The organism is Arthrobacter sp. 05N429, from assembly GCF_056397045.1.
The window spans coordinates 343,969-358,709 of sequence record NZ_JBFTMQ010000001.1; the positions used below are offsets into that span (position 1 = coordinate 343,969).

Here is a 14,741-nt window from a genome sequence, read left to right on the forward strand (position 1 = left end):
TCCCGGACGCCGCCGGCTCAACAGAGCCGGCGGCGAACGTGCAGTCCATCCGAAAGGGAGACACCGTGGCACAGGACGTGCTTACCGACCTTAGCAAGGTCCGCAATATCGGCATCATGGCCCACATTGATGCCGGCAAGACCACTACTACCGAGCGCATCCTGTTCTACACGGGTGTGAACCACAAGATCGGCGAAACGCACGACGGCGCTTCGACGACTGACTGGATGGAACAGGAAAAGGAACGCGGCATCACCATCACGTCTGCCGCCGTGACCTGCTTCTGGGAAAACAACCAGATCAACATCATTGACACCCCCGGCCACGTGGACTTCACGGTTGAGGTTGAGCGCTCCCTGCGCGTCCTCGACGGTGCAGTTGCCGTGTTCGATGGCAAGGAAGGCGTGGAGCCGCAGTCTGAGACTGTTTGGCGCCAGGCCGACAAGTACAACGTCCCGCGCATCTGCTTCGTCAACAAGATGGACAAGCTCGGCGCTGACTTCTACTTCACCGTCGACACCATCATCAGCCGCCTCGGTGCCAAGCCGCTCGTCATGCAGCTGCCGATCGGCGCCGAGAACGACTTCATCGGCGTCGTCGACCTGCTCTACATGCGTGCACTGGTCTGGCCCGGCGACTCCAAGGGTGACGTCACCATGGGTGCCAAGTACGAAATCCAGGAGATCCCGGCTGACCTCAAGGAAAAGGCTGAAGAGTACCGCGCAACGCTCGTTGAGACCGTTGCCGAGTCCTCCGAAGAGCTCATGGAGAAGTACCTCGAAGGCGAAGAAATCTCCGAGGACGAGCTCAAGGCCGGCATCCGCAAGATGACGATCAACTCCGAGCTCTACCCGGTCTTCTGTGGCTCCGCGTTCAAGAACCGCGGCGTTCAGCCGATGCTTGACGCCGTCGTGGACTACCTGCCGAACCCGCTCGACGTCCCCCCGATGATCGGTCACGATCCCCGCGACGAAGAGAAGGAACTGACGCGCAAGCCGTCTTCCGAAGAGCCGTTCTCGGCCCTGGCGTTCAAGATTGCCACGCACCCGTTCTTCGGTCAGCTCACCTTCATCCGCGTGTACTCCGGTCACGTGGAAGCAGGCGCGCAGGTGGTCAACTCCACCAAGGGCAAGAAGGAGCGCATCGGCAAGCTGTTCCAGATGCACGCCAACAAGGAAATGCCGGTTGACGGCGCTACCGCCGGCCACATCTACGCAGCGATCGGTCTGAAGGATACGACCACGGGTGACACCCTGTGCGACTCCAGCAACCAGATCGTCCTCGAGTCCATGAGCTTCCCGGAGCCCGTGATCTCTGTTGCGATCGAGCCGAACACCAAGGGTGACCAGGAGAAGCTCTCCACGGCCATCCAGAAGCTCTCCGCTGAGGACCCGACCTTCCAGGTCTCCCTCAACGAAGACACCGGCCAGACGATCATCGCCGGCATGGGCGAGCTCCACCTGGACATCCTGGTGGACCGCATGCGCCGCGAATTCAAGGTCGAGGCAAACGTGGGCAAGCCCCAGGTTGCGTACCGCGAAACCATCAAGCGTGCTGTAGAGCGTCACGACTACACGCACAAGAAGCAGACCGGTGGTTCCGGCCAGTTCGCAAAGATCCAGATTGCGATCGAGCCGCTGGACACGTCCGATGGCGAGATGTACGAGTTCTCGAACAAGGTCACCGGTGGACGTATTCCGCGCGAATACATCCCGTCGGTTGACGCCGGTATCCAGGATGCGCTGAACGACGGCGTCCTGGCTGGCTACCCGGTTGTCGGCATCAAGGCCACGCTGATTGACGGCGCGTACCACGATGTTGACTCCTCGGAAATGGCGTTCAAGATCGCCGGCCGTATGGCTTTCAAGGAAGCCGCACGCAAGGCGAACCCTGTCCTGCTCGAACCGCTGATGGATGTCGAGGTCCGCACCCCTGAGGAATACATGGGTGAAGTTATCGGTGACCTCAACTCCCGCCGTGGCCAGATGCAGTCCATGGAAGATGCACAGGGCGTCAAGGTCATCCGTGCGCACGTCCCGCTGTCCGGCATGTTCGGCTACATCGGTGACCTGCGTTCCAAGACCCAGGGCCGCGCTGTGTACTCCATGACTTTCCACAGCTACGCCGAGGTCCCGAAGGCGTACGCCGACGAGATCATCCAGAAGAACCGCGGCGAGTAGTCTCCACGACTGTCGCAGCAACAAACTCGGGTGCTTCTCCGACATCGGAGACTCACCTGGTGCAGGTGGCCGGTTCCGGCCTCGCCTTTCGGTCAAGCCTGGACCGGCCATCTGCACCGACAGACTCGAGGGACTAGTATTAGTTCCTGAATCTGCAATTTCATCAATCCAAAGCCCCCCAAGTAGACTTACTGAAGTTTCGCCGCGACAAGCGCGGTCGAAGGGTAAGTCATTTGAAAACGTTCTAGGAGGAACCTGTGGCAAAGGCAAAGTTCGAGCGGACTAAGCCGCACGTTAACATCGGCACCATTGGTCACGTTGACCACGGTAAGACGACGTTGACGGCCGCGATTTCCAAGGTGCTGTACGACAAGTACCCGACACTCAACGAGCAGCGCGACTTCGCGTCCATTGACTCTGCTCCCGAAGAGCGTCAGCGCGGCATTACCATCAACATCTCCCACGTTGAGTACCAGACCGAGAAGCGCCACTACGCACACGTAGACGCCCCGGGTCACGCTGACTACATCAAGAACATGATCACCGGTGCTGCACAGATGGACGGTGCAATCCTCGTGGTTGCCGCCACTGACGGCCCGATGGCTCAGACCCGCGAGCACGTCCTGCTCGCCCGCCAGGTTGGTGTCCCCTACCTGCTGGTCGCACTGAACAAGTCGGACATGGTCGACGACGAAGAGCTCCTCGACCTCGTCGAAATGGAAGTTCGCGAGCTGCTTTCGGCTCAGGGCTTCGATGGCGATGAAGCTCCGGTTGTCCGCGTCTCCGGTCTGAAGGCTCTCGAAGGCGACCCGGTTTGGGTCAAGTCCGTCGAGGACCTCATGGAAGCTGTCGACGAGTCCGTTCCGGACCCCGTACGTGACCGTGACAAGCCGTTCCTGATGCCGATCGAAGATGTCTTCACGATCACCGGCCGTGGCACCGTTGTTACGGGCCGCGCCGAGCGTGGAACCCTCGCCATCAACTCCGAGGTCGAGATCGTCGGCATCCGCCCGGTCCAGAAGACCACGGTTACCGGTATCGAGATGTTCCACAAGCAGCTCGACGAAGCATGGGCCGGCGAGAACTGTGGCCTCCTGCTCCGCGGTCTGAAGCGCGACGATGTCGAGCGTGGCCAGGTTGTCGTCAAGCCGGGTTCCATCACCCCGCACACCGACTTCGAGGCTAACGTCTACATCCTCTCCAAGGACGAAGGCGGGCGTCACAACCCGTTCTACTCCAACTACCGCCCGCAGTTCTACTTCCGCACCACGGACGTAACCGGCGTTATCACCCTGCCGGAAGGCACGGAAATGGTTATGCCTGGCGACAACACTGAGATGACCGTTGCGCTCATCCAGCCCATCGCCATGGAAGAGGGCCTCGGCTTCGCTATCCGCGAAGGCGGCCGCACCGTTGGTTCGGGACGCGTTACCAAGATCCTCAAGTAGTACTTGCTGGTCTTTGTTAGATCTCTGATCGGGTTGGCCGTCTGACGGCCCCCGTGACGTAGGAACAGCCCCGCTGCACTCGCAGCGGGGCTGTTCTTTTTTGTCTGTCCTGCACATCCGCGGGCCTCGGGACCAACGCCCCTTACCTGCCCCCGCCACAGGTTCCACGATGGTGTGATGAACGTGTCGGTCACGACGACCCAGGGGGAACTGCAGGGCAGCTTCGCCAATGGGGTGCACACCTTCCTCGGGGTCCCGTATGCAGCGCCGCCGATCGGCGCCAACCGTCTCCGGCCGCCACAGCCTGCGTTGGGTTGGTCCGGTGTCCGGAACGCCACGAGGCTTGGGCCGGAGCCCCCGCAGGTGGCGCCGCCATCCATGGGCGGTCCGTCCACGGGGGCTTCAGAGGACTGGTCGGAAGTAGTCAATGCCTTTGCGGAAGTGGAGCGCGCCGCTCCGTCCGGGGAGTGCCTGAACCTCAACATCTGGACGCCGGAGCCCGGCGGGGCCAACTTGCCGGTGATGGTGTGGGTCCAGGGCGGAATGTTTGAGATCAGCTCGACGGCGGCCTACGACGGGAGCCGCTTCGCCCGGGACGGGGTGGTCTGCGTCGTCGTCAACTGGCGTCCGGGCGCGGAGGGGTTCCTGTATCTCGGCGACGGAATCGCGAACCTCGGCCTGCTCGACCAAGTGGCTGCGCTGCAGTGGGTGCGGGAGAACATCTCTGCCTTCGGCGGGGACCCCGGCAACGTGACAGTCTTCGGCGAGTCCGCAGGGGCGATGAGCATCGGCATGCTGCTCTCGATGCCCCGCGCCGAAGGCTTGTTCCAGCGGGCGATCCTGCAGAGCGGCGCAGCCCATCAGGTAACGCCGGCCGCGGACGCGCTGCGCATCGCCGGGTACCTGGCCGGAAAGCTGGGGGTGGCAGCTACGCGTGAGGCGATCGCCGGCGTCGGGGTCCAGCGTCTGCTGGCGGCGCAGGCGGAGCTGAAGGGCGAGCTGCTCGCCGACCCGGACCCGGAACGATGGGGCAAGGCCGTGGTGGCGAGCGTTATGCCGTGGCAGCCGGTGATCGACGGCGACGTCCTGCCCGGCCCGCCGATCGAGCGGATCGCCGCCGGATCCGGGAGGCAGGTGGACGTCATCGTCGGCACGAATACCGACGACTGGCGGCTGTTTCTGTTCGTTAGCGGCGCGCTGGCAGGCATTACGGACGAGATGCTGTCCGGTCCGGTCCGCGTCTACGGCTATCAGTCCCTGGCGGCCTACGGGCTGACGGCCGGGCCGGCCCTGGCCGCCTACCGGGCGAGGTACCCCGGGGCGGTTCCCGGTGATCTGCTGGCCGCGGTGCAGACGGACTGGTGGATGCGGATCCCCGCCATACGCCTGGCCGACGCGCACGCGAACTCCACCACCACCTCGGGCACCTACATGTACGAGTTCGCCTGGGCCTCGCCGGGTCTCGGCGCAGTGCACGCGCTCGAGGTTCCGTTCGTCTTCGATACTGCTGCCACGGACGCGCCGCTCTTCGGTCCGCTGCTGGGAAACGACCCACCGCAGCAGCTTGCGCACACGATGCACGCCGCGTGGCTCGCTTTCGCTGCCACAGGAGACCCCGGCTGGCCCAGCTATGACCCCGACCGGAGGGCCACGATGCGATTCGACGCCGACTCCCGGGTTGTGGAGGATCCCCGGCCGTGGGAGCGGGCCCTGTGGAAAACCCTTCGCTGAGCCTCCGCTGGTGCTATATTTCATCTAGTCATTGGAGTTATTGAGGCTGGGCGGGTCCGGACAGCCGGCGACATGAAGGATCCCGCTATGCCGACGACCGTCCCCACCCTCCTGGTCCTTTTGCTGTTGGCAGGCGCATTCCTGGTGGGCATCCGCACGGGGAGTGCGCGGGAACGCCGTCGTAGTGCCGCGGTGAGCAGCGGGGCGTTCGCGGCCGGTTTCCGGGCGGGTCACCTCGAGGGGTGGAGGGACTGCCAGTCCGCCCGTGAGCTCGTGGCGAAGCCCCTCCTTCCCGCTCCTGGAACTCCCCAGCCGCTGCCGGGACCAAGCCTGCCGGCCCCGCCCGGATCCCCAGTCCAGGGGGAGGTCCAGCCGGGAGTCCCGCCCGCAGGCAAGTCTTCAGTCCAGCCGCGGCCCGGTGGTTCCCGCGACTACCACCCGGTACCGACGGCCGGGAACGCACCGCACGAACAGCTCCGGCCCCAGTCCGCGCCCCAGCGGCCCGCACACCCCGCCGTTCCGCAAGAGTCCGCCGCCCACCGGGCCGCCCGCAAGGAGAAACGGGACCGGCAGAACATCAACATCACCCTCTATGTCGCCAGCCTCCTGCTGGTGGCTGCCGGTGCCCTGTTCGTCGGCACATCCCTGCCGGAGGTCCTCCGCTTCGCCGGCGTCCTCGCCATCACGGCGCTGTTCTATGCCGGGGGACTGGTCCTGCACACGAGGGCCCCGCGGCTTAGGCCCGCGGCCGTTGCGTTCGCCGGAACCGGGCTGGCCCTGATCCCGGTGGCCGGCCTGGCCCTGTACAGCTTCCTCCTGCATGACGCCGCGGGCGCCTGGCTGGTCACATCGTTCATCGGGACCGTGGCCTATGTTGCCGCCGCCGTCAGGATGGACAGCAAGATCCTCGCCTACCTGTCGGCGACGTTCGTCGTGTCGACGGCGTGGTCCGGGATTTCGGTCCTCGGCGGGGCACTGGCCTGGTACTTCGCCTCCCTGATCGGCATCGCGGTCCTCTTGGCGCTGCTGGCACTGACGCGTCCGCGCTGGATGCCTGCCGTGTTCCTCAAACCGCTGATGAACCTGCACCCCTTTATGGTTCCCGCCGTCGCGGTGGCCGTCACCATCGTGCCGCTGCTGCTCGGCAAGGGCGAGTACGCGTTCATCATGTTCCTCTGTGGCGCCTACTTCGCGTTGATGGCCGCCGTTTCACAAAGCCGGTTCCGCATCGCCCAGTACTACGGGGCGCGGGTGAGCCTCACTGTGGCGGCCGCGGCCGGAACATGGGCTGCCAGTGAGAGCCTGCCGTGGGCGCTGCTGACCGGCGTCGCGCTGGCAGCCCTCCAGTCCGTGCTTCTGGCGTCGGGGCTGAATGTGGTCCCGCCCGCGCTGCTGGGGTCCGCTGAACGACAGCGGTCGGACGCCCTCGGCACGTTCGGGCTGCAGCTGCTCCTGACCCTGTTGTGGGGCGCGGCGACCCTGTTCCCTGCCGCCGTCGATCCGACCGTCGACGTGCCCGTATGGGTGCCGCTGGTCCTGGCGTTGCTCACCGGCATGGCCCTGGCAGTGGGACTGGGCGGGGTGGCGGAGTGGGCGCCGGTGCCCGCTCTGATGCTGGCTGCCGCGTTCGGCGACCGCGCCGGCAACTGGACCCCGGTCGGGTTGCTGCTGCTGGTCGCACTGTTCTGGGTTGTGCGCTCTTTGCCCCGGATGGAGCCCCTGCGGCCGCATTTCGTTCTCGCCGCCCGCATCGCGGTCACGGTGGCCGTGCCTGCGGTGGTGGCGGCCGTGACCGGCAGCGGTTCCGGCTCCGTGCCGGTGCTCTCCGCATTCCTGCTGGCACTGGTGCTGCAGCAACTCGCCACGGCAGGCCTTGTCCGGACGGGTGTTCCTTCGCTGGCCCCGGACGCGAGCCTGGCAGCATTTTCCCTCGCGGGGCTCCCCGCCCTCGCCGCACTGGCGTTCCAGGACGAGACGCCCGGGGGAACACTGGCCGGTGCCGCTGTGGTGCTCCAGCTCCTCACATCCCTTGGCATCGGCTGGGCCACCGCCGGGGAAGCCGCGGCAGGATCTGCGTGGCGGCCCAGCGTCCGTGAACTGCTGCCCCTGGGCATGGCGGCGGCGCTGGCCGGCCTGGCGTTTACCGCAGTCTCGCTCCGCAGCGGCAACATCAGCCTCGCCCTGACGCTGCTCTACCTCGTGGCAACGGCGCTGCGCCGCGGCCGGCGCCAGCAGCGCTGGGGCTACTGGTGGATGGCCCGGGGGACCGGCACCCTTCTGGCCCTGACCGGCTTCCACCAGCTCCGGCAGGAGAGCGGTCCGATGCTGCTCGGCGGCGAGGACATCACGGGCGCTTCGCTGGCCGTGCTGGTGCTGGGGCTGCAACTGGCTTTCCCCCTGCTGGCCGAGGCCAGGGGTCGGGCACCCCGCGGTGTCATCACCGACGCCGCCGGGGTGCTGGTGCTGCAGGGTGCCGCCCTGGCCGTCCTCACAGCGTCCGCCCTGGACCACCAGACGACCGAGGGCTGGCAGCTGACCGCCGTCGTGGTCGTCATGGCCGTCAGCGCAGCGGCGGCGGGGTTCGTGCTGCGGGCCCGTCCGCGGGCGGGGGTGTTCGCCCCGGTGGTGCTGGCGGTGCTCCTGCTGGCCAGGGCGGGCACCGCGCTCGATGTCGAGCTGGTGCTGGGCATCTTTGCCGGGTACAGCGCCGTGATGGTCGTGACCGCAGCCTCGGGCACCGCCAAGGGCGGCTATTTCGCTGCGGCCCGGGTGCTGACCCTGGCGCTGGTGCTCAGCTATGACGCGACCATCTCCGTCACCACGGTCTCGGTGACCTTCGGGCTGGTTCTCGCGGCACAGCACATGATCCGCTGGCTGATGCGGCACCGCCTGGTAGAGGTTCCGTTCCAGCAGGGAGCGGTGTGGATGACGCTCGCTGCCCAGTCGGTGCTTCCGCTCGGCTACCTGGCGGCGGACCCGGACGACGGCGGCCGCTGGGTCATCCTGCTGCACGTGGCGCTGCTGCTGGTCTCCGCCGTGCTGGCCAGCAGGGTCTTCGCGGCCCGCGGGGCGGCCTACCTGACGGTCTATGCCGCCGCCTTCGCCACGCTGGCTTTGGGGCCGCTGGCGCAGTTCAACAGCGGTTTCTCCGCCGGCGGCTTCCTTGACCGGCCCCTGCTGAGCCGGGACGGCGTCGTCGTGGTGCTGCTCGTGCTGTCGCTGGCTGCCACCGCCGCGGGCGTGCTGTTCCGGCGGAAGGCGCGGGCCGACGTCGAGCGCTGGCTCTGGCTGGCCGCGTGCGGCGCCTTTGTCGGAACCGCCCTCCTGCTGACACCCCCAGCGGCTGACTGGCTGGCCGGGGCAGCGGTCCTGGTGCTCGCAGTGGCCCTTTCTGCGGCGTCACACCTTGAACGCTGGCCAGTGCTCTACGTGCCGGCTGTCGCGGCGGTTCTGGCCGGGGCAACCCTCGAAGCCGCCGAACTGCTGGAAGCCGTGCCGGGCGCCTGGGGCAGTAACCTGCCGTGGCTGGCCGGCTCCGCTCCGGCCGCGGCGGCGCTCTATGCCGTCAGGTGGCTGCGCCGCGGCCCCCTCGGCACCGATCCGCTCCGGCGCTGGTCGCTGGCGGCTGCCGCGGTCCTGGGTCTGGGCCTCGCTGCGCTTTTCGGGCTGCGCTGGGACGCAACATCCTGGGCCGGCGCCGGGCTCGTGGCCATCACCGCCGCAGTGTGCTGCGCCGAAGTTCCGGGGGCAGCCCGCAGGGTGGCGGCGGAACTGGGACTGCTAGCCACGACGGCGGCCGTGCAGCGCGCTGTGTTGTTCACCGGACCCGGCTCCGGCTCCGCCTGGCCCGATTGGTTCTGGACGCTGCAGTGGTACGTGGTTCTCGCCGCGCTGCTGGGCGCGCTGCGCCTGGCGTCCGGAAACCGCCCGGCGGTCCGGGCGCTGTGGTCCGGGGCCGCCGGGCTGCTGACGCTGTCCGGGCTGGGGATCATCTTCGGCGGCGATCCCGGGAAGCAACTCTGGGTCCTGGCGCTCATGGCGGTGCTGCTGATGGCGGGGCTGGCGTTCGGTGAACGGCTGTTTGTCTGGTGGGGCGCGGCGGGAGTGGGCCTGTGCATCATGTGGGCCATGCGCCAGTACACCTTCGCCCTGCTCGCCCTGATCGCCACGGCCCTGATAGCACTGGCGGTCTGGCGGCTGAACCGCAGCAAGCCGGCCGCTGGCCAGCCGGCCCCGTACCGTGAGCCGGTGGACCATGGTTGACCGGAGCCGGGCGCTGATATCGTTGCTTCCAATGAAGGGAGCTCACAATGGGCTGGTTGATTTTCCTGTTGGTGGCCGTTGCCGTCGTCGTCGCTGTCGTCTGGGCCAAGAAGCACTTCCGCCACGAGATTGAACGCGCCAAGCGCATTACACGGGCCAACAAGAACAAATAGCCCGCAGGCTCAGCCTTTTCGGGCCCTGCTGAGCGCCTGATACCAGTAGTACGAATCCTTGGGCGTACGCTCCTGCGTGTCAAAATCCACGTGGACCAGGCCGAAGCGCTGGGAGTACCCGGCGGCCCACTCGAAGTTGTCCATCAGGGTCCAGACGTAGTAACCCAGCAGTTCGACGTCCTCGGCGATGCCCCCAGGGGACGTAGCGTCCAGGGCGTGGCCCAGGTGGGACGCGATGTAGCTGATCCGCTCCGCGTCGGCGATGGGGCCGGACACATGGTCGGGTTCGGGGAAGCTGGCCCCGCTTTCGGTGATGTACAGCGGCGGGAGCGCTCCGCCATACCTGTCCTTCAGCTCGCGGAGCAGCGGGCCCAGATGGTCCGGTGCCACCGGCCAGCCGAAACCCGTCGTCGTGTATTCCGGGAACGCCGCCATATGGAACGGCATCTTCGTCATCGCGTCCGTGTGCCCCGCGGGGCTTTCACCCGAGCCCCGTCCGGTGGCGACTTTCACGGGGTAGTAATAGTTCAGCCCGTAGAAGTCCAGGGGCTGCTGGATGGTCCGCAGATCGGCGTCGGAGATCTTCCCCAGCGAACGGAACCAGGGCCTGGCGATGCGCGGAATCTTCGGGTACCGGCCCAACAGGATCGGGTCCGCGTACACCCGGTTCAGGACCAGGTCGAAGATGTTGGCAAGGAACCTGTCCGTCACCAAGCGGGAAGCGGGACGTACCGGGGAATGCAGGTTGGTGACGCCCACGGCGCCCGAGACGGACTCCGCACGCAGCGCCTGCACGGCGAGCCCGTGGGCGAGGAGCTGGTGGTGGACCGCGGGCAAGGCATCGAAAAGCAGGTCATGGCCCGGGGCATGGACCCCTAGGGCATAGCCGTTAAGGGTCACTGATACCGGTTCGTTGAGCGTGACCCACTGGGCCACGCGGTCGCCGAAGCGCCGGCCGGCCGCCGCGCTGTACTCGGCGAAGCGCTCCGCAGTGGATCGGTTCAACCAGCCGCCGCGGTGCTCCAGCGGCAGCGGCGTGTCCCAGTGGTACAGGGTGGCCATCGGGGAGATGCCGGCCCCGAGCAGCCGGTCGATGAGCCGGTCGTAGAAGTCGAGCCCCTGGCTATTGAACGGTCCGGTGCCGTCCGGCTGGATCCGTGGCCAGGAGAGGGAGAAGCGGTAGGAGTCGATGCCGAGGGCGCGCATCAACTCGACGTCCTCGGGCGCGCGGTTGTAGTGGTCACAGGCGACGGCGGGGGAGTGACCGTCCTGGATGCTGCCCGGCTTCTCGACGAAGGCATCCCAGCCGGAGGGCCCCCGGCCGCCGGCCGCAAGGGAGCCTTCAATCTGGAAGGCGGCCGAGGCAACCCCCAGCTGGAACTCCGGGCTCAGGCGCGCGGCCAGGGCCTGGACTGCTACGGAATCCTGCACAGTCATGCCCCCATCATCCCCACGGCGCCCGCCGAAGGCAATGAGCGGACGCCCTGCCCCGGCGTCACCAGCGCCCCGGGCCGTGACGCAGGCCCGGCTTCCGGGGGGCCCGGCACGGCCGCTGATTCGCTTCTGCCCGTTAATTCCGGCATACTAGATGAGTTGTTCAAGCGCTCTTTCGCGTCCCGATCCGGATAATGCCGGGTGTCAGGGTCCAGGGAAGAGCCCAAACATAACCCACTCCCCAAGGAATTGCGGACGAGTACGCGTGCAAACCGCGACACGCCCGACCGCGGGGGTCGGTTGCGCCGGCAGGTTGAGGAACCCGGATTCATCCGGATTCAGCTTGTGCGGCGGGTGGTAGTTACGACTTCAAATGCTTCGGCAGCCGCACAACAGGTAAGTAAACAGAGCAGCATTTACTGAAAGAGAGTCAGGCGACATGGCGGGACAAAAAATCCGCATCCGGCTGAAGTCATACGACCACGAGGTCATTGACGTTTCAGCACGGAAGATCGTTGAGACGGTCACGCGCGCAGGCGCCACGGTAGTAGGCCCCGTGCCGCTGCCGACGGAGAAGAACGTTTACTGCGTAATCCGCTCTCCGCACAAGTACAAGGACAGCCGCGAGCACTTTGAAATGCGCACGCACAAGCGTCTTATCGACATCATCGATCCCACGCCCAAGGCTGTTGATTCGCTCATGCGTCTCGACCTGCCGGCCGACGTGAACATCGAAATCAAGCTGTAGGGAGGTGCTGAGAGACTATGACCGCAACCCGTAACGTAAAGGGCCTGCTGGGCACGAAGCTCGGCATGACCCAGGTCTGGGACGAGAACAACAAGCTCATCCCCGTCACTGTGGTCCAGGCTGACTCGAACGTCATCACGCAGCTGCGCAATGCAGACACTGATGGCTATGTCGCCGTTCAGATCGGCTACGGCCAGATCGATCCCCGCAAGGTCACCAAGCCGCTGGCTGGTCACTTTGAAAAGGCAGGCGTCACGCCTCGCCGCCACGTCGTAGAACTGCGCACTGCAGATGCTGACTCTTACGAGCTGGGCCAGGAGCTTTCTGTTGAGCTCTTCGAAGCCGGCCAGAAGATTGACGTCGTTGGCACCACCAAGGGTAAGGGCTTCGCCGGTGTTATGAAGCGTCACGGCTTCCACGGCGTTGGAGCTTCCCACGGTGCCCACAAGAACCACCGTAAGCCCGGTTCAATCGGTGGCGCATCCACCCCGAGCCGCGTCTTCAAGGGCATGAAAATGGCCGGCCGCATGGGCGCCGTTCGTCACACCACGCTGAACCTCACGGTCCACGCGGTTGACGTCGAGAAGTCGCTGCTCCTGATCAAGGGCGCCGTCCCCGGCGCCCGCGGCCAGGTCGTACTCGTACGCACCGCCGTGAAGGGAGCCTAGTTCAATGACTAGCACTGTCAAGGTTGACCTGCCTGCAGAGATCTTCGACGTACAGACCAACGTGCCGCTGCTGCACCAGGTCGTCGTTGCACAGCTCGCTGCTGCTCGCCAGGGTACCCACAAGACCAAGACCCGCGCCGAGGTTTCCGGTGCAGGTCGCAAGCCGTTCAAGCAGAAGGGCACCGGCCGCGCCCGTCAGGGTTCAATCCGTGCTCCTCACATGACCGGTGGTGGCGTTGTCCACGGCCCCACGCCGCGTGACTACAGCCAGCGCACCCCCAAGAAGATGATTGCTGCTGCACTGCGCGGCGCTCTCTCTGACCGCGCCCGCAACGGCCGCATCCACGTTGTCTCTGAACTGGTTGCCGGCACCAAGCCGTCCTCCAGCGCTGCACTGGCAACTCTGCGAGGTGTCTCCGAGCGCAAGAACCTGCTCGTCGTCATCGAGCGCGCCAACGATGTTGCTGCACTCTCCGTGCGCAACCTCACGGATGTTCACGTTCTGTACGCAGACCAGCTGAACACCTACGACGTTCTCGTTTCCGATGACGTTGTCTTCACCAAGGCTGCCTACGAAGCATTCGTTGCTGACCGGGCAGTGGCAAAGAACCAGGAGGATGCCAAGTGAGTGCAGCAACCCTCAAGGACCCGCGCGACGTCGTGCTTGCACCCGTCGTCTCGGAAAAGAGCTACGGCCTGATCGATGAGGGCAAGTACACCTTCCTGGTGGACCCCCGCTCGAACAAGACCGAGATCAAGCTGGCCGTGGAGAAAATCTTCTCCGTCAAGGTCGACTCGATCAACACCATCAACCGTGCCGGTAAGCGCAAGCGCACCAAATTCGGATGGGGTACCCGCAAGAACACCAAGCGTGCAATTGTGAGCCTCAAAGAAGGCACTATCGACATCTTCGGCGGTCCGCTCTCGTAGCGGAGACCACTTTAACGAGGAAATAAATTATGGGAATCCGTAAATATAAGCCGACTACCCCGGGCCGTCGCGGCTCGAGCGTAGCGGACTTCACTGAAATCACGCGGTCGACGCCGGAAAAGTCGTTGGTACGTCCCCTCCCGAAAAAGGGTGGCCGTAACAACACCGGTAAGATCACGACCCGTCACAAGGGTGGTGGCCACAAGCGCCAGTACCGTCTGATCGACTTCCGTCGCCACGACAAGGACGGCGTCAACGCCCGCGTTGCCGAAATCGAGTACGATCCGAACCGCACGGCTCGCATCGCCCTCCTGCACTACGTTGATGGCACCAAGCGTTACATCATCGCCCCCAACAAGCTCGGCCAGGGCGACATCGTGGAAGCAGGTGCCGACGCTGACATCAAGCCCGGCAACAACCTGCCGCTGCGCAACATCCCGGTCGGTACCGTAATCCACGCAGTTGAACTGCGCCCGGGTGGCGGCGCCAAGATGGGCCGCTCCGCCGGCGCATCGATCCAGCTCGTTGCAAAGGAAGGCCGTTTCGCCCAGCTGCGTCTGCCTTCCGGCGAAATCCGCAACGTTGACGTGCGCTGCCGCGCCACGATCGGCGAGGTCGGCAACGCCGAGCAGTCGAACATCAACTGGGGCAAGGCCGGCCGTATGCGGTGGAAGGGCGTTCGCCCGACCGTCCGTGGTGTCGCCATGAACCCGGTCGACCACCCCCACGGTGGTGGCGAGGGTAAGACGTCCGGTGGACGTCACCCCGTCAACCCGAACGGTAAGCGCGAAGGCCGCACCCGCCGTCCCAACAAAGAGAGCGACAAGCTTATTGTTCGTCGCCGTCGTACTGGCAAGAACAAGCGATAGGAGCCTGGACACATGCCACGCAGCCTGAAAAAAGGTCCTTTCGTTGACCAGCACCTCTTTGTAAAGGTAGCCAGGGAAAACGAAAAGGGCACCAAGAACGTCATCAAGACCTGGTCCCGCCGTTCGATGATCGTCCCCGACATGCTCGGCCACACGATTGCCGTACACGACGGACGCAAGCACATCCCCGTGTTTGTCACTGAGTCGATGGTCGGGCACAAGCTCGGCGAATTCGCTCCCACGCGGACATTCCGCGGCCATGTCAAGGACGACCGTAAGGGCAAGCGCCGCTAGGCG

General features: G+C 65.5%; 12 protein-coding genes. 11 read left to right on the plus strand and 1 reads right to left on the minus strand.

Annotated elements, in window-relative coordinates:
* The first annotated feature begins 65 nt into the window (after positions 1 to 65).
* From fusA to AC1DF4_RS01695, 5 genes are all read left to right on the plus strand, one after another.
* The gene (gene fusA / locus AC1DF4_RS01675; protein WP_476911266.1) at positions 66 to 2,180 is read left to right on the plus strand and encodes an elongation factor G; all 2,115 of its coding nucleotides are present in this window, start codon (positions 66 to 68) and stop codon (positions 2,178 to 2,180) included.
* A gap of 257 nt (positions 2,181 to 2,437) precedes the next feature.
* Positions 2,438 to 3,628, plus strand: coding sequence for an elongation factor Tu (tuf, locus tag AC1DF4_RS01680; RefSeq protein ID WP_056425216.1), 1,191 nt, complete (start codon positions 2,438 to 2,440; stop codon positions 3,626 to 3,628).
* Between the two features lie 177 nt (positions 3,629 to 3,805).
* Complete coding sequence (locus AC1DF4_RS01685; RefSeq protein ID WP_476911267.1) at positions 3,806 to 5,359, plus strand: carboxylesterase/lipase family protein; 1,554 nt, start codon at positions 3,806 to 3,808, stop codon at positions 5,357 to 5,359.
* Positions 5,360 to 5,446: 87 nt separating this feature from the next.
* Entirely contained in the window at positions 5,447 to 9,622 is a 4,176-nt protein-coding gene (locus AC1DF4_RS01690; RefSeq protein ID WP_476911268.1) for a hypothetical protein, read from the plus strand.
* A 47-nt stretch (positions 9,623 to 9,669) separates the two neighbouring features.
* Positions 9,670 to 9,795, plus strand: coding sequence for a hypothetical protein (locus AC1DF4_RS01695; protein WP_476911269.1), 126 nt, complete (start codon positions 9,670 to 9,672; stop codon positions 9,793 to 9,795).
* 9 nt (positions 9,796 to 9,804) lie between these two features.
* Here AC1DF4_RS01695 and AC1DF4_RS01700 read toward each other — a convergent pair whose 3' ends face one another.
* Positions 9,805 to 11,232: a GH1 family beta-glucosidase gene (locus tag AC1DF4_RS01700; protein WP_476911270.1), complete on the minus strand. Its 1,428-nt coding sequence runs from the start codon at positions 11,230 to 11,232 to the stop codon at positions 9,805 to 9,807.
* 436 nt (positions 11,233 to 11,668) lie between these two features.
* On the opposite strand from AC1DF4_RS01700, the gene rpsJ reads away from it, so the two are divergent.
* From rpsJ to rpsS, 6 genes are read left to right on the plus strand one after another with little or no spacing between them, the layout of a single operon-like run.
* Positions 11,669 to 11,977, plus strand: coding sequence for a 30S ribosomal protein S10 (gene rpsJ, locus AC1DF4_RS01705; RefSeq protein ID WP_003803825.1), 309 nt, complete (start codon positions 11,669 to 11,671; stop codon positions 11,975 to 11,977).
* A 17-nt stretch (positions 11,978 to 11,994) separates the two neighbouring features.
* A complete protein-coding gene (rplC, locus tag AC1DF4_RS01710) occupies positions 11,995 to 12,645 on the plus strand; it encodes a 50S ribosomal protein L3 (RefSeq protein WP_024366134.1) in 651 nt (216 codons plus the stop codon).
* A 4-nt stretch (positions 12,646 to 12,649) separates the two neighbouring features.
* Entirely contained in the window at positions 12,650 to 13,273 is a 624-nt protein-coding gene (gene rplD, locus AC1DF4_RS01715; RefSeq protein ID WP_346925353.1) for a 50S ribosomal protein L4, read from the plus strand.
* The gene (gene rplW, locus AC1DF4_RS01720) at positions 13,270 to 13,575 is read left to right on the plus strand and encodes a 50S ribosomal protein L23 (RefSeq protein ID WP_056425233.1); all 306 of its coding nucleotides are present in this window, start codon (positions 13,270 to 13,272) and stop codon (positions 13,573 to 13,575) included. The genes rplD and rplW overlap by 4 nt, the downstream gene beginning before the upstream one ends.
* A 29-nt stretch (positions 13,576 to 13,604) precedes the next feature.
* A complete protein-coding gene (gene rplB / locus AC1DF4_RS01725) occupies positions 13,605 to 14,444 on the plus strand; it encodes a 50S ribosomal protein L2 (RefSeq protein ID WP_441404345.1) in 840 nt (279 codons plus the stop codon).
* 12 nt (positions 14,445 to 14,456) lie between these two features.
* Positions 14,457 to 14,738, plus strand: a complete 282-nt coding sequence (rpsS, locus tag AC1DF4_RS01730; protein WP_018773666.1) for a 30S ribosomal protein S19 — start codon at positions 14,457 to 14,459, stop codon at positions 14,736 to 14,738.
* Positions 14,739 to 14,741 lie beyond the last annotated feature (3 nt).